Origin of the sequence: Salinisphaera sp. T5B8, assembly GCF_040361255.1 — a bacterium.
In the GTDB taxonomy this organism is placed as follows: Bacteria; Pseudomonadota; Gammaproteobacteria; order Nevskiales; family Salinisphaeraceae; genus Salinisphaera.
Map to the genome: position 1 here is coordinate 14,523 of NZ_APNG01000029.1, position 22,756 is coordinate 37,278.

21 protein-coding genes are annotated in these 22,756 nt (G+C 63.8%); 10 read left to right on the plus strand and 11 right to left on the minus strand.

The window, feature by feature from the left end:
- Positions 1-9 precede the first annotated feature (9 nt).
- On the plus strand, positions 10-462 hold the full coding sequence (locus T5B8_RS18405; RefSeq protein WP_353180802.1) for a DUF4442 domain-containing protein: 453 nt from the start codon (positions 10-12) through the stop codon (positions 460-462).
- 63 nt (positions 463-525) lie between these two features.
- Complete coding sequence (gene msrB, locus T5B8_RS18410) at positions 526-1,062, plus strand: peptide-methionine (R)-S-oxide reductase MsrB (protein ID WP_353180803.1); 537 nt, start codon at positions 526-528, stop codon at positions 1,060-1,062.
- 359 nt (positions 1,063-1,421) lie between these two features.
- Here the strand turns inward: msrB and T5B8_RS18415 are convergent, their stop codons facing one another.
- Positions 1,422-1,901 (minus strand): DUF2147 domain-containing protein, encoded by a 480-nt coding sequence (locus T5B8_RS18415; protein ID WP_353180804.1) that lies wholly within the window; start codon positions 1,899-1,901, stop codon positions 1,422-1,424.
- A 151-nt stretch (positions 1,902-2,052) separates the two neighbouring features.
- Between T5B8_RS18415 and T5B8_RS18420 the strand changes: the two genes are divergently transcribed.
- A complete protein-coding gene (locus T5B8_RS18420; RefSeq protein ID WP_353180805.1) occupies positions 2,053-2,805 on the plus strand; it encodes an NYN domain-containing protein in 753 nt (250 codons plus the stop codon).
- 67 nt (positions 2,806-2,872) lie between these two features.
- Here the strand turns inward: T5B8_RS18420 and T5B8_RS18425 are convergent, their stop codons facing one another.
- Together T5B8_RS18425 and T5B8_RS18430 are read right to left on the minus strand one after the other, a co-directional pair.
- Positions 2,873-3,733 carry a superoxide dismutase family protein gene (locus tag T5B8_RS18425; RefSeq protein WP_353180806.1) on the minus strand — a complete coding sequence of 287 codons (861 nt, stop codon included), beginning with the start codon at positions 3,731-3,733 and terminating at the stop codon, positions 2,873-2,875.
- 58 nt (positions 3,734-3,791) lie between these two features.
- Positions 3,792-4,202, minus strand: a complete 411-nt coding sequence (locus tag T5B8_RS18430) for a DUF3015 family protein (RefSeq protein WP_353180807.1) — start codon at positions 4,200-4,202, stop codon at positions 3,792-3,794.
- A gap of 137 nt (positions 4,203-4,339) precedes the next feature.
- Between T5B8_RS18430 and T5B8_RS18435 the strand changes: the two genes are divergently transcribed.
- The gene (locus T5B8_RS18435) at positions 4,340-5,239 is read left to right on the plus strand and encodes a haloalkane dehalogenase (RefSeq protein WP_353180808.1); all 900 of its coding nucleotides are present in this window, start codon (positions 4,340-4,342) and stop codon (positions 5,237-5,239) included.
- Between the two features lie 12 nt (positions 5,240-5,251).
- Here T5B8_RS18435 and T5B8_RS18440 read toward each other — a convergent pair whose 3' ends face one another.
- Positions 5,252-5,983, minus strand: coding sequence for a ParA family protein (locus T5B8_RS18440; RefSeq protein ID WP_353180809.1), 732 nt, complete (start codon positions 5,981-5,983; stop codon positions 5,252-5,254).
- A 103-nt stretch (positions 5,984-6,086) separates the two neighbouring features.
- Between T5B8_RS18440 and T5B8_RS18445 the strand changes: the two genes are divergently transcribed.
- Positions 6,087-6,584, plus strand: a complete 498-nt coding sequence (locus T5B8_RS18445) for a metallophosphoesterase family protein (protein ID WP_353180810.1) — start codon at positions 6,087-6,089, stop codon at positions 6,582-6,584.
- 29 nt (positions 6,585-6,613) lie between these two features.
- Complete coding sequence (locus T5B8_RS18450; RefSeq protein WP_353180811.1) at positions 6,614-7,429, plus strand: crotonase/enoyl-CoA hydratase family protein; 816 nt, start codon at positions 6,614-6,616, stop codon at positions 7,427-7,429.
- A gap of 273 nt (positions 7,430-7,702) precedes the next feature.
- Here the strand turns inward: T5B8_RS18450 and T5B8_RS18455 are convergent, their stop codons facing one another.
- The 3 genes from T5B8_RS18455 to T5B8_RS18465 form a co-directional block, all read right to left on the minus strand.
- Positions 7,703-8,308 carry a PEGA domain-containing protein gene (locus tag T5B8_RS18455; RefSeq protein WP_353180812.1) on the minus strand — a complete coding sequence of 202 codons (606 nt, stop codon included), beginning with the start codon at positions 8,306-8,308 and terminating at the stop codon, positions 7,703-7,705.
- A gap of 226 nt (positions 8,309-8,534) precedes the next feature.
- Positions 8,535-10,751: a S9 family peptidase gene (locus T5B8_RS18460; RefSeq protein WP_353180813.1), complete on the minus strand. Its 2,217-nt coding sequence runs from the start codon at positions 10,749-10,751 to the stop codon at positions 8,535-8,537.
- Positions 10,752-10,806: 55 nt separating this feature from the next.
- Positions 10,807-12,138: a DUF2254 domain-containing protein gene (locus T5B8_RS18465; RefSeq protein ID WP_353180814.1), complete on the minus strand. Its 1,332-nt coding sequence runs from the start codon at positions 12,136-12,138 to the stop codon at positions 10,807-10,809.
- A gap of 64 nt (positions 12,139-12,202) precedes the next feature.
- Between T5B8_RS18465 and T5B8_RS18470 the strand changes: the two genes are divergently transcribed.
- Positions 12,203-12,730: an O-acetyl-ADP-ribose deacetylase gene (locus T5B8_RS18470; RefSeq protein ID WP_353180815.1), complete on the plus strand. Its 528-nt coding sequence runs from the start codon at positions 12,203-12,205 to the stop codon at positions 12,728-12,730.
- A 162-nt stretch (positions 12,731-12,892) separates the two neighbouring features.
- A complete protein-coding gene (locus tag T5B8_RS18475; RefSeq protein ID WP_353180816.1) occupies positions 12,893-15,121 on the plus strand; it encodes a PhoX family protein in 2,229 nt (742 codons plus the stop codon).
- Between the two features lie 73 nt (positions 15,122-15,194).
- On the opposite strand, the gene T5B8_RS18480 is transcribed toward T5B8_RS18475, so the two are convergent.
- Complete coding sequence (locus tag T5B8_RS18480; RefSeq protein WP_353180817.1) at positions 15,195-16,073, minus strand: LysR family transcriptional regulator; 879 nt, start codon at positions 16,071-16,073, stop codon at positions 15,195-15,197.
- Between the two features lie 109 nt (positions 16,074-16,182).
- On the opposite strand from T5B8_RS18480, the gene T5B8_RS18485 reads away from it, so the two are divergent.
- Together T5B8_RS18485 and T5B8_RS18490 are read left to right on the plus strand one after the other, a co-directional pair.
- The gene (locus T5B8_RS18485) at positions 16,183-17,925 is read left to right on the plus strand and encodes an acyl-CoA dehydrogenase family protein (protein ID WP_353180818.1); all 1,743 of its coding nucleotides are present in this window, start codon (positions 16,183-16,185) and stop codon (positions 17,923-17,925) included.
- Positions 17,926-18,032: 107 nt separating this feature from the next.
- Entirely contained in the window at positions 18,033-19,196 is a 1,164-nt protein-coding gene (locus T5B8_RS18490) for a TAXI family TRAP transporter solute-binding subunit (RefSeq protein ID WP_353180819.1), read from the plus strand.
- 18 nt (positions 19,197-19,214) lie between these two features.
- Here the strand turns inward: T5B8_RS18490 and T5B8_RS18495 are convergent, their stop codons facing one another.
- From T5B8_RS18495 to T5B8_RS18505, 3 genes are all read right to left on the minus strand, one after another.
- The gene (locus tag T5B8_RS18495) at positions 19,215-21,230 is read right to left on the minus strand and encodes an ABC transporter ATP-binding protein (protein WP_353180820.1); all 2,016 of its coding nucleotides are present in this window, start codon (positions 21,228-21,230) and stop codon (positions 19,215-19,217) included.
- 170 nt (positions 21,231-21,400) lie between these two features.
- The gene (locus T5B8_RS18500; RefSeq protein WP_353180821.1) at positions 21,401-22,225 is read right to left on the minus strand and encodes a manganese catalase family protein; all 825 of its coding nucleotides are present in this window, start codon (positions 22,223-22,225) and stop codon (positions 21,401-21,403) included.
- Positions 22,226-22,289: 64 nt separating this feature from the next.
- A partial coding sequence (locus T5B8_RS18505) for a DUF2383 domain-containing protein (protein ID WP_353180822.1) occupies positions 22,290-22,756 on the minus strand: 467 nt, incomplete at its 5' end.

The window sequence follows — 22,756 nt, forward strand, 5'->3', positions numbered from 1 at the left end:
GGACGTGCAATGAAGTTGCCCGATATTCGCTCGATTTATGCGCTGCCCGGCGGGCGCCGCCTGATTTCGCGCGGCATCGGCTTCGTCGCGCCCTATTCGGGCAGTATCGGCGCGCGGGTCGTGGCGCTGGCCGATGGCCAGGCGCGCCTGCGCATGCCCGACAAGCGATCCAATCGCAATCATCTCAACAGTATCCATGCCTGTGCACTATCGACGCTGGCCGAAACCACGGCCGGCCTGTCGGTGCTCTACAGCCTGCCCGCGGACATGCGCGGTATCGCCGTGCATCTGGGGGTGAACTATCACGCCAAGGCACGCGGGCCGATCATGGCCAGCGCCCGTTGGTCGGTGCCGGCCTCGGGCGAACAGGTCGAGCGCGATATCGAAGTGCTCATGCACGACCGCGACGATGTACTCGTGGCCTCGGCGATCGTGCGCTATCGGTTGGGGCCGCGGGGCTGAACTCATCCACCGGGATGTCTATGTCGTAGATAGACCATCAGTTGTCTAATGCGCGGTGCAATCATGAAAAGACGTGTCGTAGTCGGTGGCCTCGTATTCGGTGCACTTGGCGCGACCGCGCTTGGTCGAGCGCTCGCTGACGCCGATTCGCCCAGCGGCGCCGATGCGGGCGACGTCCCGTCCGATGTCGAGGTATTCAAAGTGGAAAAGACCGAGGCCGAATGGCGCGAACAACTCTCGCCGGAAGCGTTTCGCGTGCTGCGCCAGGAAGCCACCGAGCCGTCGGGTTCCAGCGAGCTCAACCAGGTCAAGGCGGCCGGCGAGTTCGTATGTGCCGGCTGCGCGCTGCCGCTGTTCAAAAGCGAATGGAAATTCGAATCCGGTACCGGATGGCCGAGTTTCTACAATTACATCGACGGCCATCTGGGCTTCAAGACCGACTACAAACTGATCATTCCGCGCAAGGAATATCACTGTGCACGCTGTGGCGGTCATCAGGGCCATGTCTTCAACGACGGGCCCAAACCCACCGGCAAACGCTACTGCAACAATGGCGTGGCCCTGAAATTCGTGCCGGCCGCGGATAGCGACACCGCCTGAGCACGTAGCGGGTGGATTGGCTAAGCGTAATTCAGCACGCGATACTGTCGGCGAAACCGAGTCGACCTGCGTTTTCAGCGCGTGCCGAGGCGCCGTTGCCTGTTGGCTTGCCGCCTGCGGACGACGCCCACCTAGGCGGTTCTAGCCAGCCAAGAACCAGTCCGCAAATGAACGCCAGGCGCGCAAATGCAGCATCGTTCATTCGCGGACACCCTGCTGGCGTGAGAACAGCCAGCTGAGTTTGATGCAATCAAACAAGAACGTTGCCCGGTATGTCGATCCGGCGGGCTCGGCCGCTGGACACAAAAAAGCCCCGGTCGTCGTGACCGGGGCTTTTGTTGCGCGGTTAGCGTGTCTTGCTAGTTCGCCGCCGCGCTCTTGTGCAGCAGGTCCTGGTGCACGTGTTCTGCGTCGGAATCGATACGCTTCCAGGTCTGCGACTTGCCGATCAGGCTGATGCCGATATAACCACGGGCCTCGAGCGTGTCCGGGCCGGTCTGGGTGGCTTTGGCCTTGTAGGTCTTGCCGTTGTTCGGATCGTAGATCGTGCCGCCTTCGAATTCGCCGTTGCCGGCGTATTTCAGGCCGTCGAGCACGGTCACGCCCAACAGACGGCGCTCGCGCTTGGACTCGTCCGGGTTGTTCTTGTCGTAGCGCGCCTTGCCGCTCTTGGAGCCCACGATCGTGCCTTTCCAGGTGCCGTTTTCCTCGTAGAGCTGAACATAGCCGCCGCTGGCGGTTTCCCATACGCCGGCAGCATCTTCGGCCTTCATCTCGGCGGCAAAGGCACTGCTGGTGGCGACCAGCAGAACGCTGGCCAGTAGAGCGTGTTTGAACATCGATTGTGTCTCCTCTTAGATAACTCATGCCTAGCATGCACGAAACAACCGAACCGTGGATGAATTACCGGGCAAGACAGCCCCCGGTTTGCGCCGCTAGACTGCTGCCACATTTCGTTCGCCGCTCCAGGCGAACCCGACAGGAAGACCCATGTCCGGGGAAGCACTCATCGCCGTTTTCATCGATTTCGAGAACCTCGCCCTCGGGGTCAAGGATTTGCCGGGCGGCGAGTTCGATATGGGGCTGATTCACAAGCGGGTGCTGGAAAAAGGCCGGCTCGTGTTCAAGCGTGCCTACTGTGACTGGGGCCAGTATCGCGGCCAGATGAAGTCGTTCCATGCCATGGGCATCGAGATGATCGATATCCCGCAAACGCGTATTTCCGGCAAGAACAGCGCCGATATCCGCATGGTCGTGGATGCGCTGGATCTATGCTATGCCAAGGATCATATCGACACGTTCGTGCTCGTGTCCGGCGATTCCGACTTCTCGCCGCTGGTCTCCAAGCTCAAGGAGAACAACAAGCGCGTGATCGGTTGCGGGGTCAAATCCTCGACATCGGAACTGCTGGTGGCCAATTGCGACGAGTTCATCTACTACGACGATCTGGTGCGCAAGTCCGGGCGTGCGCGCAAGCGCAAGGCGGACACCGACCAGAAGCAGGACAAGGGCGCCGAGGCGCGCGACAAGCTCATCGAGATCGTGTCGTCGCTGGAATCCGACTACGACCCGGTCTGGGGCTCGCTGGTCAAACAGACCATCAAGCGGGTCTATCCGAGCTTCAACGAAAGCTACTACGGCTTCAAAAGCTTTACCGATCTGCTCAAGTCGGCCCAGCAGCATGGCCAGATCACGCTCGAATACGATGCCGAGCGCGGCAATTACAAGGTCGCGGTCAGCTAGCCATAAAAAACCCGGCGCCGCGTACGACGCCGGGTGCGGGTTCAGGCCGGTTGGCCCGAATGCCGGTCTACATGGACGATTCGCTGCGATCGTCGTTGCTGTCTTCCATGTCCGAACCCGTTTCGGAGTCGGCGTTCGACATGCTGGAGTCGGAGCTGTCGGCAGTGTTCGTATCCATGCCGGTATTGCCGGCTTCGGCGATACCGATCACGCCACAGGCCTGACGCGAACCGGCAGCGCCGATCGGCGGCTGGCTCGGGTCGTTGGGTTTGGCGTGAATGATCACACCGCGCCCGATCAGCGCCTTGGCGCCGGTCAGCGACGCGCCCGCGAGCATGCCTTCGTCCGAAGCGTTGCCATCGTCGCCGGCATCGAGATCGCCCAGGTCGCCGGTGATGCGGTCGATATCCTTCGGCGGGTTCTTGGAGCTGCCCTTCAGGTTGAAGTGCGTGCCCGCGGAGGTGCCATCAGGCGCCGAGCAATCGCCGTACAGATGGATATGGTAGCCGTGCTTGCCGGGCGCCAGGCCTTCGGCTTCGGTGGTGTAGGCCACGCCACCATCCTCGGGGGTGAAGCGGATCGTGGCGGTGACGTCGTCATTGCCCTCGGTGCCGTGCAGCACGGCGATCGCTGCCTGCGGCATGTCCTCGCTGGCGCTCGTGGAGCTGGTCGCAGCCGGGTCGCTGTCGGCGGTGTCGTCGGCTTCGCGCTCGCCGTTCATCATTTCGTCGTCACCCATGGACGACTCGTTCTCGGTCGCGTTGTCGGCGCCCATTTCGTTGCTGTTTTCGCTGGCCGTATTGGTCTCGGCGCTGGTGCCGGTGTCGGCCGCGTTGGCTTGGTTCTGATCGTCGTTGTTGTCGCCGCATGCAGTCAGGCTCATCGCCAGCAGCATGGCAGCGGAAACGGAGATTAGGGATTTCATCATGGACCGTCCTTTCCTTGGGAATATCGGAATCGAGTGCGCGTTGTTCATGAAAACACGTTCAGCCGCGGCGTGCGCGCAGGCGGGCCACGATCGCTTCGGCATCGTACTGCGCAACAAACAATTCACCGTGATTTGCCTGCAGCCACGGACCGAGGGTGGCAGCGCGGGTGTCGAGCAATGCGGCCAGCGCGTCGATATGCTCGCCGCCGCCGAGGGCGGCCTCGCGGCGCAGCGGATCGCGTTGCGAGTCGACAAACGCCACGGTCTGGCGATAACGCGGGGTGTTTGGCTCGGTCACCGAGGCATCGGTCGACGCCCGGCTACTCGCCAGTACCCCCTTGCTGATCGTGCGCGCGGCATCGGCGGCGACGTTGGTGGTACTGATCGCCGCCGAGCAGCCGCCCAGCAGGGCGACCGATCCCGCCAGGGCCAGCGCCCCCACGGTCGTGCGGCCATACGATCGAAGCATGAGTTGGCCAGCCAAGATTATCCCCTGTTCGTGTAATCGTTATGGCCTCACGCTATCGTTTGCAGGTGGGCGGCACAATAGGGGAATGTAACCAGTTGATGTCGCGCGCCATATAGCGCGGCTCAGGATCAGTGCGGATGCCACGCGAAGTCTTTCGAACGCCCGACGCCTGTTTTGCTCACTTGCCCGGCTTTGCCTATCCGCCGCGCTATATCGAAGTCGACGGGCTGCGCATGCACTATGTCGAGGCTGGCCCGGCCGACGCGCCGCCGGTGGTGTTGCTGCACGGCGAGCCGAGCTGGTCGTATCTGTATCGCCACATGATCGCGCCGCTGGCCGCAGCCGGGTATCGGGTGCTCGCACCGGATCTGATCGGCTGTGGCCGCTCGGACAAACCCGGCGCCATCGCCGATTACAGCTACGCCGAGCATGTCGCCTGGATCGGCGCCTGGTTCGAACAGCTGGCGCTCAAAGGTGTCACCCTGTTCTGTCAGGACTGGGGGTCGTTGATCGGCTTGCGGCTGGTCGGCGAACGGCCCGACACCTTCGCGCGCGTATTTGTGGGCAATGGCTTTTTGCCGACAGGCGACGAAAAAATGCCGATGCTGTTTTCGGCCTGGCGTGCGTTCGCGCGTTACAGCCCGGTGTTTCCGGTAGGCGCGATTCTGCAGGCCGGTAGCCGGCGCTGGCTCTCGCGCGGCGAGCGCGCCGCCTACAACGCGCCGTTTCCCGACAAGCGCTATACCGCCGGCATTCGCGCTTTCCCCGGTCTGGTGCCGATGACCCCCGACGATCCGGCCACGCCGGCCAATCGCGCAGCCTGGCAGGCGCTGGCGTGCTTTTCACGACCGTTTCATACCTGCTTCGCCGATGGCGACCCGATCACCCGCGCCGCGGATCGCGCGCTACGCCGGCGTGTGCCCGGCGCGGCCGAGGCAGCCCACACCACGATCGCGCGGGCACGCCATTTCCTGCAGGAAGATCAGGGCGACAAGATCGCTGCCTTCATGCTCGCGCAGATGGGCCCGCTGCGCTGAGCCTGTCCGCGTTCAGCTGATTTCGTCGTAAAGCGCGCGGTACTGTTCTGCCGCACGGCTGCGCGGCGCATAGACGCTGATCGGCGCGCGGTGTGCGCCCATCTGCTCGACATGGGTGCTGTAGTCGATGAAGGTTTGCGGCGCCTTTTTCATCGTCTCCGGCGGCGTTTCGATCATCTCGCGGTGCATCTTGCGGCGGCGATCGGCCATGGAGAAAAACGGAATCACCCGCGTCTTGCCCACTTTCTTGTCTTCGACGTGTTCGAGCACTTCGTCGAGCGCACGCAGCGACAGCGGCGTGGGTACGACCGGCACCAGCACGTGATCGGCCGCGCGCAGCACCGAGGTCGCCAACGCGCCGATGCCCGGCGGGCAATCGAGCACGAGCAGCGAATAGCTTTCCGAGAACGGGTCGATCAGGCTCTCGAGCACCTTGCGCGGCTGCTTGGCGGCATGAATCTGGGCATCCCAGTCGCGATAGCCGCGATCGCCGGGCAGAACCGAAAGCCGCGGGTAGGCCGTGGACTTGATATAGCGGCCCAGTGGCTCCTTGCCGGAGACCACGCGCTTGGCCGAAATCTCCGGCGATTCGTCGACGCCGAAATACCAGCTCGCCGCCCCCTGCGGATCCAGATCCCACAACAGCACGTGCTTGCCGGCCTGGGCCGCTTCGTAGGCGAGGTTGACGGCGGCGGCGGTCTTGCCGACGCCGCCCTTGAGACTGTAGAGCGCGATCGTTTTCATGGCTTGAATTCTAAGCAGAAAACGTCGCGCGCATCTATCGTGCGCCCGTGAAATCTGCAATTGAACGCATTGACCGCCCGGCGCGAGCCGTTAAGCTCGCCCGATGCGTATTGCTCTTATTGCCGATACCCACGGCTATCTCGACCCGCGTATTGCCGATGCCATTCGTGGTGCCGATATCCTTGTCCACGCCGGCGATGTCGGTACCGGTATCGAAGCCGAGATCGCACCGCTTGCCGCACGTATCGTGATCGTGCAGGGCAACAACGACCCGGCCGATTCCGGCTGGCCGAACAGTGAAGTGCTGGCCCTGCCGGGCGGCGATCTGGCCGTCATGCATGGCCATCAGTGGCCGGCGAAAACGCGGCACCGCAAGCTGCGCGAACAATTTCCCGACGCACGCGCAATCGTGTGTGGTCATAGCCATCGCCGCGTGCAGCAGAGCGACGAAATCCCCTGGCTGCTCAATCCGGGCGCGGCGGGGCGTACACGCGCCTATGGCGGGCCGGGCTGGATGGATCTCTTTGCCGAGGCCGAGCAATGGCGCGTGCGTAGCGAATCGTTGGAGCCGCAGCCCCGACGCCGGCGCAAACCAGGCTGAACGTCAGTCACTACACAAGGAAGACGGGTATGTCGCAACGACTCGTAACGGTCGACAACGACGGCGCGGTTCGTATCATCACGCTCAACCGGCCGGACAAGCGCAATGCGGTCGACCGGCCCACGGCCGACGCGCTGCGTCAGGCGTTTGTCGATTTCGCCAACGATGATGACAGTTCGGTCGCCGTGCTCACCGGCGCGGGCGGCCACTTCTGTGCCGGTGCGGATCTGGCTGCCATGGGCGATGCCGAGCGCCGGAATGCCGTCGACCCGGACGGCGCCGGGCCGGGGCCGATGGGCCCGACGCGCATGCTGCTGGATAAACCCGTGATCGCGGCCGTGCCCGGCTATGCCGTGGCGGGCGGGCTGGAACTCGCGCTCTGGTGCGATATGCGGGTGATCGAGGATTCGACCGTCTTCGGCGTGTTCTGTCGGCGTTGGGGCGTGCCGCTGATCGACGGCGGTACCGTGCGCCTGCCGCGTATCGTCGGTCAGGCGCGCGCGCTCGACATGATCCTCACCGGGCGTGCAGTCGCCGCCGACGAGGCCATGCAGATCGGGCTGGCCAGTCGCCGCGTGGCCGATGGCCAGTCCCTGGCTGCCGCATGCGAGTTGGCCCACACGCTGGCGAATTTTCCGCAAGCATGCCTACGTGCCGATCGGCGCTCGCTGTATGCGCAGTGGGATCATGAACTGGGAGCGGCGTTGCAGCACGAAGGCGCCGGCGGCTATCCGGTGGTGTTTGCCGAAGCGATCAGCGGTGCGGCGCGTTTTGCCGATGGCGCCGGCCGGCACGGCCACTTCGAGTCCCCCGATCACGCGCGATCGCAAGCACCGGACGACTGAAATCGCGTTGTCAATCCGAGCCAGCGCAAGGGCGCCGTCGCGTCTTATCGACGATGTATGAAACGCAGGCGGCCGCGCTCCAGCAAGCAGGTTGTGCGCGAATGAACGCGAAAGCACGCGAAATAAGGCGAAAGACAGAGCGCTCCAGGGCCGTGTGGTCTGCTGTTCACCCAGCGTGCCGAATTTTGCACATAATCAAGCGCGTTTTTATTAATAAAGCGCGTGAACGCCGGCCCGCCTGTGACGGGCCGGCGAGATTACGCCAGAGACGCTTTAGAACCGGGCGGTTACCGCGTTGGCACCGTCGACCGGGTTCGGGTTGTCGAGCAGCGTACGGGCCAGCTGATTGACGTCGTCAGTGCGACTCGCGTCGATTTCCAGCGCCGCGAGCAGGCTCGAGAACGATTCATCGTCGGAGGGTCGCGAGGTGGCCGCTGCCGAACGCAGCTCGCCGTAGGTGACCACCACAAAACGTTCGATCGACTGCTTCTTATCCAGCACGCCGGCGTTGTCGACCGGCGGCAGCGTCACGAAATACTGGTCGGGGCTGTATTCGTAGATCGCCCCCGTTGCGAAGTCGGTGGTCGAGCCGATCAGGCCCAGCCCTCCGATAAGGATGTTGGCGAAAAACCAGGCGTCGGTTTTGGTTTCGAGTGATTTGGATACGGTTCGGTAGCCTTCCATTTCAAAAGAAACCGTCTGACCGCTCTTGTTATCGAGGCGTAAGCTCAGCGGCGTCTTACCGATGGCCTGCCCGGCGATCCGTACCGTGGCCCCTTCTGGTTCGGAATCAAAAGACACGTTCTGATCGGTACCGCTCGCGATAGTTGCGCAACCGCTGGAAACGCCGCCAACCACCACGAGAAGAGCCGCCGTCACTGCGACTCTGCTTATCCCAGAAGTCATACATCTCCCCCAAGCCCTATTGTTTTTGGAGGAGGGATATTAGCCCGTTCTTGCGAAGGCTAGTGCGATCACCACGGGGTATCGCGAGCGCCTTACGCAATGCAGCTCTCATCGTCGACGCTGATTTGATTATTCACCCATGTCGAGCGGGCGAGGGCTTGTCGAGCGCGTGCTGCAGATTACAAGCGCTCGCAGTTTGTCAGTAGACTTCATTGGCGCGAATGGGCGTATTCGCATCCTTGTCCGGCGCGCTATCGGTGGCTGACTGTGCCATATCGAACGCGTCCAGCACGAAGGCATAGATCAACGCCGTTTCCTCGAGCGCGGTGAAACGACCGGGCAGGCCGCCATGGCCGGCGGCCATATGGGTCTTGAGCAACAGCGGATTGTCGTCCGTTTTGTGCGCCCGCAGTTTGGCCACCCATTTGGCGGGCTCCCAGTAGGTCACGCGCGGGTCGGACACGCCGGCGATCGCCAGTATCGGCGGATAGGCCTGGGCGCTGACATTCTGATAAGGACAATAGCCGCGGATGGTCTCAAACGCGGCCACGTCATCGCGTGGGTTGCCCCATTCCGGCCATTCCGGCGGCGTGAGCGGCAGGGTCTCGTCGAGCATCGTATTGAGCACATCGACGAAGGGCACGTCGGCGATCGCCGCGCCCCAGAGATCGGGCCGCTGGTTGAGCACGGCGCCCACCAGCATGCCGCCGGCGCTGCCGCCATGCGGCACGATACGCCCGGCCGCACTATAGCCGGTCGCCGCCAGATGTTCGGCGACGGCGATGAAGTCGCTGAATGTATTGGGTTTATGGGCCAGTTTGCCGTTGGCATACCAGCGATAGCCGCATTCCTTGCCGCCGCGGACATGGGCGGTGGCGTGTACGAAGCCACGATCGATGAGCGAAAAACGGCTCGAGGAAAACGCCGCGGGCTCGGAGATGCCGTAGGCGCCGTAACCATGCAGCAGACAGGGCGCGCTGCCGTCGAGCGGCGTATCCACATGATGAATGAGTGTCACCGGCACGTCGGCGCCGTCGGCGGCGCGGGCATGCAGGCGCCGCACGACATAGTTTTCCGGTTGAAAGCCGCTCGGCACGGCGCGGCGCTTGCGTAGCTGGCGCGTACGCGTGGCCATGTCGTAGTCGTAGGTTTCGTCGGGCGTATTGGGCGCGCTGTAGATGAAGCGCAGCGTAGCGGTGTCGTGTTCGTAACCGGGGGCGATGCCCAGGCTGTAGGCTTCGGCATCGAAACGGATGGCGTGATCGAGGCCGCGGGTCTTGTCGGTGATCACGATACGCGGCAGGGCATCGGCGCGTTCCATGCGGACGCGAAAATCGGCGAACTCGATATGATCGAGCAACAATCGTCCGGGTTCGTGTTCGACGACAGTCTGCCAGTGCTCCCGGGCCGGCGTGGCGATGGGCGTACGCACGAGCTTGAAGTCTTCGGCGCCGTCGGCGTTGGTCATCAGCACGAAGTCGTCGCCGTCGTCCTCGACGCTGTATTCCTGGCCCTCGACGCGTTCGGCGATCAGGCGCGGCGTGGCCCAGGGCGTGGCCGAATCGATGAAACGTGTTTCGCTGGTGGCATGATCGTGGGCATTGATCAGGATGAAGCGATCGCTCTGGGTCGTGTCCACCGACACGAAAAAACCGGCATCGGGCTCGGAATACACCAGCTCGGCGTGCTCCGGCGCATCGCCGAGGGCGAGCCGCCAGACCTTGCAGGGCCGGTGGTTGTCGTCGAGCGTGGTGAAAAACAGCGTGGCGCTGTCGGCCGACCACATGAGGTTGCCGGTGGTATTGGGAATCGGCGGCTGGATTTCGCGCTGGGTCTGGATATCGCGTACATGCAGCGTATAGGCCTCCGAGCCGCGCTCATCCAGGGCAAAGGCGAGCAGGCGATGATCACGACTGTGATTGACTTCGCCGAGGCTGAAATAGGCACGGCCGTGGGCTTCGGCATCGCCATCGAGCAGGATCTGTTCGCCGCTGAGCCCGTCCTCCGGCATGGGCGCCTCGGCCGGCCGGGCGTCGTTGTCGGCTCGTGGTGCGCGACAGAAGATCGGGTGCTGGCCGGCTTCGCGAAACCGTACGTAATAGAACCAGTCGCCATCGGGTGTCGGCACGCTGGTATCACGCTCGGCGATGCGCCCGCGCAGCTCTGCGACCAGGGTCTGGCGCAGCGATGACAGCGGTGCCATATACGTATCGGTATAGGTGTTTTCAGCGGCCAGATACGCCGCGATATCGGCATGCAGCAACGACGGATCGTGCATGGCTTCGCGCCAGTTCTCGTCGCGCAGCCAGGCATAGTCGTCAACGAGCATTACGCCGTGGCGCTGCTCGCTGACCGGGCGGCGCGCGGCCACCGGCGGCGTGTTCGCGCGGGATAGGTTGGGCTGGGCGTCGGTCATGCGGCATCAATCAAGGCTGGCCAACCCACTAGCATCGGGCCTAAACGATGCGTTATCAAGATTCGCTGAAATCACGCCCGTCGATCAGGCGCAGGGCGCGGCGATAGGCCTGTTCGACTGCTTGTCGATCGCGGTCGCTGGTCATCGCGGCCAGCGCGGCTTCATGCAGGGCGCTGGCGTGCGTGTACATGAGCCGGCGCTGGTCGGCGTCGCGCAGGAATTCGCCGGCATCGCCGATACGCGCGAGCATGTGCACCGCGGCGTTGCGATCGCTGGCGAAATAGGCGCGCAGCTGGTCGAAAACCGCGTTCGCCAGCGTTTCGAAATCAAAGCCTCGCGCCCAGACGCGCAGCGTGTCGTCGCTGTCGAAGCCGTGCCGGCTGGCGATATCGTGGCGTGCCACGCGATGCAGCGCGCAGGCCAGCCAGTCCAGACAGCCCATTGCGGTATAGGGGTCGTTGATGCCCGGCGAAAGCGCGCGGGCGGCGATCTCGACAAGTTCGTTGACCAGGAAGAACACGTCCTGCGACTGGGTGCGCTGGCGGCCCCAGGCATAGGCGCCGACGAGCGCGGCCGCGATATCGTCATCCATTCGCGGTTTGGGCCAGGCCCAGAGCAAGGTCTGGCCGGCGGTGACGAAATCGCCCGGCGTGCGTTCAAGGCGCAGCACCAGATCATGGCTGGCGGCCGTACTCACCAGCGAGCCGAAGACCAGATTCTGGATATAGCCGTCGCCGTTGGCGCGCACGGGTACGGCCTGCGTGTCGAAGTCGGCAGGCAGATGGGCCGGTGGTTTCTCGCGCGCGGCCTCGACACGGGCTTCGTAGTCGTCGATGGCGCTGTCGAGATCGCGCGCGACGTTGGCGACCACGTTGGAAACGTGCAGGGATTCGGTGATGTGATGAATGAAATAGATCAGCACCGCGAGGCTGGCCACCGCCATACCCACCGCGAACACCAGCGCCAGATGCGGCACGAACGCCGCGCTGCTTTCGTGGCTGGCCTGCACGACGCGCAGCAATAGCAGGCAATACACGAACGTCGACACGAACGTGCCCAGCGTGATCTGGTTGCCCCGATCGTTCATGAAGTTGGTCAACAGACGCGGGCCGAGCGTGGAGGTTGTATACGACAACGCCGCGATCGTGATCGAAAACGTCACGCCGGCCACGCCGATCATCGAGCCGGCCACGGTGGTCAGCAGCCCGCGCGCGCCCTCGGCCTGAATACTGTATATCCAGGGCATGTTCGCGACCCAGGCATCGCCGATGCGCGCATCGATCGCGGTGAGTGCGAACGACAGCGCCGCGGCGAAGATCGACATCACCGTCGGGATGAACCAGTAGCTGCCCTTGAGCGTGTTCCAGTACTTGATCAGTTGCGCCATAGACTTGGCTTGCAGCACGTGGCTCGGGATGATGGACGCACCTTACCCGAATCGGAAGATCACCATGCAGCGAGCGATCGAAACGCTGACCATCGAATGCATCAAGGGCGATATCACCGAGCAGCCGGATATCGCCGTAATCGTCAATGCCGCCAACAAGCAGCTCAAGGGCGGTGGCGGCGTGGACGGCGCCATTCATCGCGCGGCCGGGCCGAAGCTGGTCGAAGCCAGCCGCGCACAGGCGCCGATCGAAGCCGGCGAGGCGGTGATCACCCCGGCCTTCGATCTGCCCAACGATCATGTCGTGCACTGCGCAGGGCCGGTCTACAGCAAAAGCCAGCCGGTGGCCGCGCAGCTGGCCAGTTGTTATCGCCTGGCCATGCAGCTGGCCGAAGAGCAGAACGCCGAATCGATCGCCTTTCCGGCCATTTCCGCCGGCATCTACGGCTACCCGCTCGATGAAGCCGCCGAGATCGCCGTGCAGACGGTGGCCGACTGCGCGGTACGCGCGCAAAGCATCAAGCGGGTGCGCTTCGTGCTGTTCTCCGACGACGCGCTGGCCGCCTTTCAACGCGCGCTGGAAACGCACTAGCCATGGCGGATACGCCCTGCGCCGGCGCGGTCATATAAATGTCATGCGCCCGCCTCGGTTCTTTCATGGAGATGTCACAGCAGTCGCCTAGCGTGCCGTGGTCAAGGACGCCCGTCAGCGGCGTCATCCATAACAGGCAGTGACCACCACCGAGGGCGGACCATGAGTGAAGAGATCGAAGACCATCGGCTATTGAACGACAGCGAAAACGAGCCGTTTTCCTCCGTACTGGAACGGCGCGTATCCCGGCGCAGCATCATGCGCGGCGGGCTGAGCGTGGCTGCCGTGAGCATGCTCGCCGGCTTTGGTCTGACCGGCTGCAACGACGACGATGACGACAACGTCTCTACCAGCGACGACGATCGCGCCGCCGCCATGATGCTGGCGTTCGAAGCCATCGCGGGATCGAAGACCGACGCGGTCGTCGTGCCCGGCTCGGGCTCCGCCCAGGCCAACGCATCGCTGGCCGCCGGCGCCGCGGCCGCCACGACCGGCGCCTATACCGCCCAGGTGGTCATGCCGTGGGGCACGCCCATCAACACCAGCGGCACGGCCTGGCGTTCGGATCTGGCATTCACGCCGGAAATTCAGGCCAACAGCGTGGGCATGCACCACGACGGCATGCACAACTTCCCGATTTCCGAAGATACGGCGTCGTCGAATTTCATCATGGCGCTCAACAACGAATACATCGACCAGGGCGCGCTCTGGGCAACGCAGGGCGGACCCAGCGATACGCCCCGGCCAGCCGATGAATCACGCACCGAAATCAATGCCCACGGTGTGACCGTGGTTGAACTGCGTCGTGGCGACAACCGCGTGTGGGATGTGGTGCGCAGCTCGCAGTACAACCGCCGTATCACCAGTGCCACGCCCTGCGACCTGGCGGGCCCGGTCGCGGGCAGCTCGTACGTGGTGACCGCCTACGACAACACCGGCATGAGCACGCGCGGCACCAACAACAACTGCGCGAACGGCTATACGCCCTGGGGCACCTATCTGACCTGCGAAGAAAACTGGCCGGATATCTTCCGCAAGGACAGCGGCCGCGAGGCCGATGACGATCGTCTGGGTATTCGGTCGGGTGACACCCGCTACGACTGGGATACATCGGCCGGCGACGAAACGGAAAGCAACGGCGAATTCGCCCGTTTCAATGCCACGCCTTCCGGCGAAACCGCCGCTGACGATTACCGCAACGAGCCGCGTACCTTCGGCTATATCGTCGAAATCGACCCCTATGATGCGACTTCGCGGCCGGTCAAGCGCACCGCGCTTGGGCGTTTTCGTCACGAAGGCTGCTGGCCGGGCAAGCTCGTTGCCGGCGAACCGGTGGTGTTCTACTCGGGCCACGATTCGCGTAACGAATATATCTACAAGTTCGTCTCCGACGCGAAGTGGGACCCGGCCGATGCCAACACCGCGGGTGCCACCACCAATCGCCTGGCCATCGGCGCCAAGTATATGGACAAGGGCACGCTCTATGCGGCCAAGTTCAATGCCGACGGCTCGGGCGAATGGCTGGAACTCGAACCGGATACGATCGTGCCGTCTTCGGCGGGCAGCGCTTACGCGGGCATGACGCTGGCCAGCGCCCTGGGCCTGGAAGCAGGCGATCGGGCCGGCATCATCATCAACACCGCGGATGCCGCCGATCTGATGGGCGCCACGCCCATGGACCGCCCGGAATGGGGCACGGTCGACCCGGTGTCCGGCGAGGTCTATATGACCCTGACCAATAACTCCCAGCGGACGGCGCAAGGCACCGAGCCGACCTACAGCAACGACGGCAGCAGCGACGACGAACCCGGTGTGGGTTTCGCCACGGCCCCGGTGAACGCAGCCAATCCACGTGCCGACAACAGCGACGGTCAGGTCATTCGCTGGGTCGAGCCGTCGCCGGGCGAAACCACGTTCAAATGGGATATCTTCGTGTTCGGTAAGGTGCCGACCAGCGAGGACAAGAACCTGTCGAGCCTGTCGGAGCAGAATTTCTTCTCCAGCTGCGACGGCCTCTGGTACGACGACCGTGGTGACGGGAACGGTATTCTCTGGATCGAAACCGACAGCGGAACCGAGTACACCAATGACCAGGTGCTGGCCGTGGTGCCGCAAGGCCTGGACAAGGGCAACAACGACTCGGTCATCCACGAAGGCAATCAGGCCCAGCTCAAACGCTTTGCGGTGGGCCCGAACGGCTGTGAAGTCACCGGTATTTTTGCCACGCCCGACAAAACCGCGCTGTTCATCAACATCCAGCATCCGGGCAACTGGCCGGCCGATGACGGCAGCAACACGCCAGATGCCACGGTCGCGCCGAGCGGCGATGTGCGCCCGCGTGCCTCGACGGTGGTGATTCAGAAGGCCGATGGCGGTCAGATCGCGGTCTGAGCTGTAATCCGGCACGGGCCGAGAAAGAGCCGCCTTCAGGTGGCTCTTTTTTTGTCTGCTCCACGTGAAACCGTTACGTGGCCTCGGCCAGACAGGCAGAAAACGCATCGGCGAGCGGGTTCTGAATACCGCGACGGCGTAGCAGATGAATCTCCGACGCGCCCGCATTGCCGGCCAACGGCCGAAAGCAGGCGGTATCCCGCGCGGCATGTCTGAGCGGCGCCGGAACCAGGGCAACGCCCATGCCTTTTTCCACCATCGTCACCACGGTCTGCCACAGCCGTGCTTCATGGCGAATCTGCGGGCTGAAGCCCGCCGCCACGCATAGCGCGACGATCCGGTCGTGATAGTGGGGCGAAACTGCGCGTGGAAACAGGATGAACGGTTCCTCGGCCAGGCGGGCCAGCTTGATGGCGCCTGTGCCGGCAAGCCGGTGGCTAATTGGAAGACAGCATAGAAAGGATTCGCGCAGCAGCAGCTGGCTGCGGATCTCGTCGCCGTGACGAATCCCGTGGGAACAGCCCATATCGATACGCTGGCCCAGCAGGGCGGCGATCTGTTCTTCGCTGTTGAGCTCCTTGAGCACGATATCGATATCGGCATGATCGCGGCCGAAGCGTTCGATCGCCTCCGGCAAGCCGCGAAACAGCATCGAATTGACGAAGCCCACCCGCAGCCGGCCGCTCAGGCGCCGTGCCGAGCGACGCACGAGCTGCTCGGCGTCGGCGGCATGGGCAAGCAGGTTTTCGGCCTCGGTCAACAGCAGCGTGCCGGCATCGGTCAGGGCCACGCGTTTGCTGTTGCGCTCGAGCAGCGTCACGCCCAGCTGTTGCTCGAATTTCTTGATATCGAAACTCAACGCCGGCTGTGAGATATGCAGGCGGCGGGCGGCGCGTCCGAAATGCAGTTCCCGGGCCACGGCCACGAAATAACGCAGTTGTTTGAGGTCCATGATGGCGTTTCCGGCGATAAGCCATGTTTATCGAACAGGAGATGAATTGTATTGGACGTCTATCGAAAGCGCGCCCTAGTCTGCATTCACGCTCATACGAGAATGCGCCATGTCGACTCCTGCAACCGCGTCGCAAGCGGCGGTTTTGCAAAGCAACATCCCCGATGCGAGGGGGCTGAGCCTGTTCGAGCGCGATCCGGATCTGGCCCGTTTGCTGCGGGTATATCTGGGCGATGCGGACTACGAGAAACTCGAACCGCAGCTCGTCGATCTGGGCGCTCGCGCGGCGGGTGAACTCGACGATCTCGCCATGGCCGCCGACCGCAATCCGCCGGTGCTCGTGCATCGCAACCGGCGCGGCGAAGACGCGCAGTCCATTGAAAAACACCCGAGCTATACCGCGCTCGAAGGCGTAGCCTACGGCGAGCTGGGGCTGGCCGCGCTCAGTCATACCGATGGCAAGCGCCCGTCGCTGATCAAGTATGCGTTGACCTATCTGTTCGTACAGGCCGAGTTCGGGCTGTGCTGCCCGGTGAGCATGACCGATTCGCTCACCCGCACGCTGCGCAAGTTTGGTGATGCGGCGCTGGTGGATAAGTACCTGCCCTATCTGACCGCCCGCGATATGGACACGCTCTATCAGGGCGCGATGTTCATGACCGAACAGGCCGCGGGTTCGGATATTGCCCGTATTACCACCCGGGCCACGCGTGTAACGGGCGGCGAAGACGGCGAATGGCGTCTTCGCGGCGACAAGTGGTTCTGTTCGAACGCCGATGCGGATCTGGCCATGGTGCTCGCCCGGGCCGACGACGGGCCCGATGGCATGGCCGGTATTGGACTGTTCCTGTTGCCGAAAACCCGCGACGACGGCACGCGCAACGGCTATCGCATCGTGCGCCTGAAGGACAAGCTGGGCACGCGCTCGATGGCCAGCGGCGAGATCGTGCTCGAAGACGCCACGGCCTATTTGATTGGCGATATCGGCCGCGGTTTCCAGCAGATCGCGGACATGATGAATATGTCGCGCCTGTCCAACGGCGTACGTGCCGCGGGGCTGATGCGCCGCGCGCTCTCGGAAGCGCTGTACGTCGCCCGCCATCGCGAAGCGTTCGGCAAACGGCTGATCGATATGCCGCTCATGCAGCGCCAGCTGCTCAAGATTATGCTGCCGGCCGAACAGGCGCGCTCCATGTTCATGCATATCAGCCGCTGCCTGGATAAAGCCGATCACGGTGACGAAAACGCAGCCAAGCTGGTGCGCATCCTCACGCCGTTGATCAAGTTTCGCGCCACCCGCGATTCGCGCAAGGCGATCGGCGATGCCATGGAGGTGCGCGGTGGCGTCGGTTATATCGAGGAATGGCCCGAGGCCAAGTTGCTGCGCGATGCGCATCTGGGCTCAATCTGGGAAGGCACGAGCAATATCGTCGCCCTCGATGTGATGCGGGCGATCCGCCGCCAGCACACCCTCGATCCCTTGATCGCCTATCTGCATGCCCGGGTTGCGGACGACGGCATGCCAGCGGCCGCATGGTCGCTGTTCAGCTCGTTCATCGATCGTGTGGCGGCCCTGGCGGCGCGAACCGTCGAACACAACGACGACGACATCGTGCGCCAGGTAGCCAGTGCGCTCTACCACCTCTGCAGTGCGGTGTTCATGGCCTGGGAGGCCGCACAACAAACCCACGACGCGCGCCGGCTTGCGCTGGCGTTTCTGGTGGTGCGCTACAAGCTGCAGCCGGCCGACCCGCTTGCGCCGCAGCCGGCCGGCGACGATGCCGACATACAGCGGGCGCTGCTCGACGAAACGCCGCTGTCCCTCGAGCAGGCGCTTGCGCTATGCCCGTGAACGACAACGCGCATCCGCGCGCCACGCACGGGCACTGAGCATACCGCCCGGCCGGCGGCGATAAGAACCATCAAGAACAATCAAAAACAGCCCGGAGGAGACAATCGATGAAAACCAAGGCGTTACTGCGTTCGTTGATCGCGGGTGCGGGCCTGGCCGCCTGTACCCTGTTTGGTGTGTCGGGTGCGATGGCCGATGCGGGAGTCAACGGCGCGCCGGCGCTACCGTCGACGATGACCTGGTCGTCCTACGATATCGGTTCTGCCGGCTATGCCGAAGCCTCGGCGATTGCGGATGCCTTCGGCAAGGACTACGGCACGCGGATTCGTATTCAGCCGTCCGGTTCGGCGGTAGGCCGGCTCGAACCGTTGTTGCGCCGCCGGGCCCAGGTCGGTTTTCTCGCCACGGAAACGTTTTTCGCCGCCGAGGGCGTCGCCGATTTCGCCGCGCGGCGCTGGGGCCCGCAGGATCTGCGCGTAATCGCCGGCCGCCCGTCCTCGTTCGGCGTGTTCACCGCGCGCGATGCCGGTATCGAAACCCTGCAACAGCTCAAGGGCCAGCGCGTGGCCTATACCGCCGGTAATCCGTCGACCAATCTCAAATGCGATGCGTTTCTGGCCTTTGCCGGGCTGAGCCGCGACGATGTCAACGCGATCATGTTCCCGACCTATAGCGCAACGATGAGCGCGCTCGCCCAGGGCAAGGCGGATGCAGCCTGTACCACGCCGACCACGAGCCAGACCTACGAACTGGCCGAATCGCCGCGCGGTATCCGCTGGCTGGAACTGTCACCGGATAACAAGGCCGGCTGGGCACGTCTGCAGAAGGTTGCGCCGTTTTTTCAGCCCTATCAGGAAACCATCGGCGGCGGCATCAGCAAGGATCACCCGGTGGATATTCTGGCCTATCGCTATCCGATGATGGTGGTGCCCGCGGATGCCGACGAGAATTTCGTCTACAACTATCTGAAGGCGCTGGATCAGGCCTTTCCCGAATACAAAAACGCCACCGCGGCGATGAAACGTTGGGCGCTGGATCGCGCCGGCACGCCGCCGATCGATGTGCCGTTTCATCCGGGCGCGATTACGTATCTCAAGGAAAAAGGCATCTGGAGCGACGAGATGCAGCAATGGAACGACCAGCGTCTGATGCGCCTGAATGCGCTGCGCGCGGCCTGGAAAGAAACCGTGGCCGAGTCCCAGGGTGAAAGCGATGCGGCGTTTGAAAAGCGCTGGCAGGCCCGGCGCAAAGAGGCCATCGAGGGCTTGTAGTCTCGGCGCGGGCCGGCCTCAGTACAGATGACAACGCGCGCTGTGGCCGGTCCCGAACGCACGGGCTTGCGGCGACTCTTGCTTGCAGCGATCCATGACATGCGCACAACGCGGATGGAATCGACAACCCGCCGGCGGGTTCGCCGGTGAGGGCAGATCGCCCGCCAGATGGATGCGTTCGCCGTGATGGCGGTTGTCGACGCGCGGCATGGCCGACAGCAGGGCTTGTGTGTACGGGTGCTTGGGCGCTGAGAGCAACTCGGCGGCGGGGCCGCGCTCGACGATTTCGCCCAGATACATCACCGCGATGTCATCGGCCAGATAGGACACCACCGCCATGTCGTGGGTGATGAACAGATAGGCCAGATTGCGTTCGGCCTGCAGGCGTTTGAGCAGGTTGAGCACCTGCGCCTGAACCGATACGTCCAGCGCGCTGGTCGGCTCGTCGCAAATGAGCAGATCGGGTTCAAGTGCGAGCGCCCGGGCGATACAGATACGCTGACGCTGGCCGCCCGAAAACTCATGCGGATAGCGATCGAGCGCCGCGGCCGGCAGGCCGACGTCGGTCAGCAGCTCGGTGGCAATACGGCGGCGCTCGGCGCTGTTCTGGCCGATCTTCTGCGCAACGAGCCCTTCGGCGATGATTTCGCCGACCAGCATGCGCGGGTTCATGGCCGAAAACGGATCCTGAAAGATCATCTGCAGGTGCCGGCGCGCAGCGCGCAGCCGCCCGCCGGACAGGGCCGCCAGATCGTCGCCGCCGAAGCGTAGCGTGCCGGCGGTCGGTTCGATCAGCCGGGCGAGTGCACGCCCGAGGGTGGTCTTGCCACAGCCGGATTCCCCGACCAGTGCCAGCGTGCGCCCGCGTTTGATATCCAGCGATATGCCGTCGACCGCGCGTACGTGTCCCACGGTGCGTTTGAACACCCCCTTGGTGATCGGAAAATGCACGGCCACATCGCGGGCTTCGAGCAGCGTTTCGGGTTCTGCTTCGCCCTTGGCGGCATCGGTCGCGGTATCGCGCGGTGCGAGCGCGGCGGGTAATGGCTCGCCGCGATAGTTCGAATCGTAGAGATGGCAGCGAACCCGCGCACCGGTATCGGTCTGCCAGGCGGGCGCGCTGGTACGGCAGGTCGCCCAGGCATATTCGCAGCGATCGGCAAACCGACAGGCGGGCAGATCGGATGTGAGCGGGGGCACGGTGCCGGGAATGGCGGCGAGTGGGCGCCCACGCTGGGCCGCACCGGGCAGCGAGGCAAACAGCTTGCGCGTGTAGGGGTGGCGCGGCGCGGCGAACAGCGTCTCGCGTTCCGCAAGCTCCACGATATGCCCGGCATACATCACGGCCACACGATCGGCCACTTCGTTGACCACGGCCAGATCGTGGGTAATCAGCAGCAAGGCCATGCCGCGTTCGCGCTGCAGACGGCCGAGCAGCGCCAGAATCTGGGCCTGAATGGTTACATCGAGCGCGGTCGTGGGTTCGTCGGCGATCAGCACGTCCGGCTCGCCGGCGAGGGCGATGGCGATCACCACGCGCTGCTTGAGCCCGCCCGAGAGCTCGTGCGGATAGGCATCCCAGCGTGCCGCCGGGTCCGGCATGCCCACTTCCTCGAGAAGGGCCAGGCCGCGTTCGCGCCGTGCCTTGCCGCGCAAGCCGGCATGGGTGGCCAGCGCCTCGCCAATCTGCTGGCCGACGGTGAGCACCGGGTTGAGCGCGCTCATCGGCTCCTGAAACACCATGCCGATACGCGCGCCGCGGCGTTCGCGCATGGCCGCTTCCGAGAGACTCAGCAGATCCTCGCCGCCCAGGCGTACCGTACCGTCCAGCAAGCGGGTGTTGGTCCTGGGCGTCAGCCCCATCAGCGATAGCGCCGTCATCGACTTGCCGCAGCCGGATTCGCCCAGCAGGGCCAGGGTTTCGCCCGGGGCGATGGCAAAGCTCACGGCATCGACCGCACGCAGTACGCCGGCCGGCGTATCCAGATGGGTGCGCAGCGCCTCGACTTCGAGCAGCGGGGGATTGGATGTCATTCGCTGAGTAAATCATCGGCGGCGCAAAAACGAAACCGCCGGCGTGTCGGGGCGTCGCGCACAAAAAAGACCGACCGGCAGAATGCCGTGTCGGTCCTCAGGTCTTTCGATCGCGGGGGGATGCGAGAGCGCCGGGCGGGGAGTGCGCCGCCCGGCGCCTTCGCCACGCCCTAGAGCTGGCCTTTCTGTACGCGCGAGCCTTCGCGCGCCTTGCCCAGCGACGGTTCCTGACCCTGCGGCTCCGGCTCGTCGCGAACCGAGTATTCGCTCTTGCCGTCCAGCGACGGCCCGTGGCCCCAACGGCCTTCCGGCGCCTGCTTGTCGAGCAGCGTATTCAGGTAATAGTAGGAATGTTCCTTGGCTTCGTGATCGTCCGGCGTGGTGTTCGGGATCGGCAGCTGGGCTTCCATGCCACCCAGTTCCTCGATCACCGCCAGCCACTGCTGCTGATGATAGGTATCGCGGGCGATCAGGAACGCCAGGAAATCCTTCATGCCGTGGTCGTCGGTCCAGTTGTACAGGCGCGAGGCCAGTACACGCCCGCCGGCTTCGGCTGCCACGTTGCACATCATGTCCGCACCGATATTGCCGGTGGCGTAGACATGGCTCATGTCGAAGGGCACGCCGTTGGCGTTGACCGGCATGGCCGACAGCCCCGAGGAGAGCAGATGACGCGGATTCATGCCGCCGAGAATGGCGTTGATGACCGGGTCCTTGGCGGATTCTTCCTGATAGGACAGCGGCGCGCCTTCGAGATTGAGTGCGACCGCGTGGCCGAGCATCTCGATATGCGACAACTCTTCGGTGGCCGTAGACATGAGCATGTCGCGAATACGGTCGTCACCGCGGGCGCCCATGGCCTGAAAGAAATACTGCATGGCCACGCGGATCTCGCCCTCGATGCCGCCGATCGCCTGCTGGAGCAGCATGGCGAACTGCGGATCGGGGGTATCGACCTTGACCGGGTACTGGAGCTTGGAGGAGTGACGGAACATAAAAGTCCTTGTTAAATAGTAAGAAAGGAAAAGGAATCGCGCGGTGCGCGCGCGACAGGCACGATCAGGCGCGCTCTTTCATCCATTCCTTGTGGCGGGCTTCGTCGGCCATGCCGGCCCGCAGTTTCTCGGCGAGTTCGCCGTCCACGTCATCGCGTTCCGATGCGCTGCGATAGGCCGACTCGGTTTCGACTTCGTTGGTGGCCATGGCCGTGAGAATGGCGGAATCACCGGCCAGGGCGGCCACCTTGACCTTGCCTTCGGTGAGCAGATGCTTGGGCCCGCTGCCGGCCGGCACCTCGGCGCCCAGGCCCGTGATATGCGGCGTCAGATCGGCGATATGCCGTTCGTGGTCCTTGCGGAATGCGCGCAGCATCTCCTGTGCCTTGGTGTCTTCGAGGCGTTCGATCGCGGCGTCGTAGGCGTCGATCGCATCGTAGTCGAGCCGCACCAGGTTCTGGAGCAGGTCGGTGAGTTCGGATTCGTTGGGAGTGCACCATTCCTTCTGTAAATTGGCCTGAGCCGGAAAGG

Coding starts and splice junctions, on each gene's coding strand:
- T5B8_RS18405 (WP_353180802.1), top strand. CDS start 10: ATGAAGTTGCCCGATATTCGCTCGATTTATGCGCTGCCCGGCGGGCGC.
- msrB (WP_353180803.1), top strand. CDS start 526: ATGAAAAGACGTGTCGTAGTCGGTGGCCTCGTATTCGGTGCACTTGGC.
- T5B8_RS18415 (WP_353180804.1), bottom strand. CDS start 1,901: ATGTTCAAACACGCTCTACTGGCCAGCGTTCTGCTGGTCGCCACCAGC.
- T5B8_RS18420 (WP_353180805.1), top strand. CDS start 2,053: ATGTCCGGGGAAGCACTCATCGCCGTTTTCATCGATTTCGAGAACCTC.
- T5B8_RS18425 (WP_353180806.1), bottom strand. CDS start 3,733: ATGATGAAATCCCTAATCTCCGTTTCCGCTGCCATGCTGCTGGCGATG.
- T5B8_RS18430 (WP_353180807.1), bottom strand. CDS start 4,202: ATGCTTCGATCGTATGGCCGCACGACCGTGGGGGCGCTGGCCCTGGCG.
- T5B8_RS18435 (WP_353180808.1), top strand. CDS start 4,340: ATGCCACGCGAAGTCTTTCGAACGCCCGACGCCTGTTTTGCTCACTTG.
- T5B8_RS18440 (WP_353180809.1), bottom strand. CDS start 5,983: ATGAAAACGATCGCGCTCTACAGTCTCAAGGGCGGCGTCGGCAAGACC.
- T5B8_RS18445 (WP_353180810.1), top strand. CDS start 6,087: ATGCGTATTGCTCTTATTGCCGATACCCACGGCTATCTCGACCCGCGT.
- T5B8_RS18450 (WP_353180811.1), top strand. CDS start 6,614: ATGTCGCAACGACTCGTAACGGTCGACAACGACGGCGCGGTTCGTATC.
- T5B8_RS18460 (WP_353180813.1), bottom strand. CDS start 10,751: ATGACCGACGCCCAGCCCAACCTATCCCGCGCGAACACGCCGCCGGTG.
- T5B8_RS18465 (WP_353180814.1), bottom strand. CDS start 12,138: ATGGCGCAACTGATCAAGTACTGGAACACGCTCAAGGGCAGCTACTGG.
- T5B8_RS18470 (WP_353180815.1), top strand. CDS start 12,203: ATGCAGCGAGCGATCGAAACGCTGACCATCGAATGCATCAAGGGCGAT.
- T5B8_RS18475 (WP_353180816.1), top strand. CDS start 12,893: ATGAGTGAAGAGATCGAAGACCATCGGCTATTGAACGACAGCGAAAAC.
- T5B8_RS18480 (WP_353180817.1), bottom strand. CDS start 16,073: ATGGACCTCAAACAACTGCGTTATTTCGTGGCCGTGGCCCGGGAACTG.
- T5B8_RS18485 (WP_353180818.1), top strand. CDS start 16,183: ATGTCGACTCCTGCAACCGCGTCGCAAGCGGCGGTTTTGCAAAGCAAC.
- T5B8_RS18490 (WP_353180819.1), top strand. CDS start 18,033: ATGAAAACCAAGGCGTTACTGCGTTCGTTGATCGCGGGTGCGGGCCTG.
- T5B8_RS18495 (WP_353180820.1), bottom strand. CDS start 21,230: ATGACATCCAATCCCCCGCTGCTCGAAGTCGAGGCGCTGCGCACCCAT.
- T5B8_RS18500 (WP_353180821.1), bottom strand. CDS start 22,225: ATGTTCCGTCACTCCTCCAAGCTCCAGTACCCGGTCAAGGTCGATACC.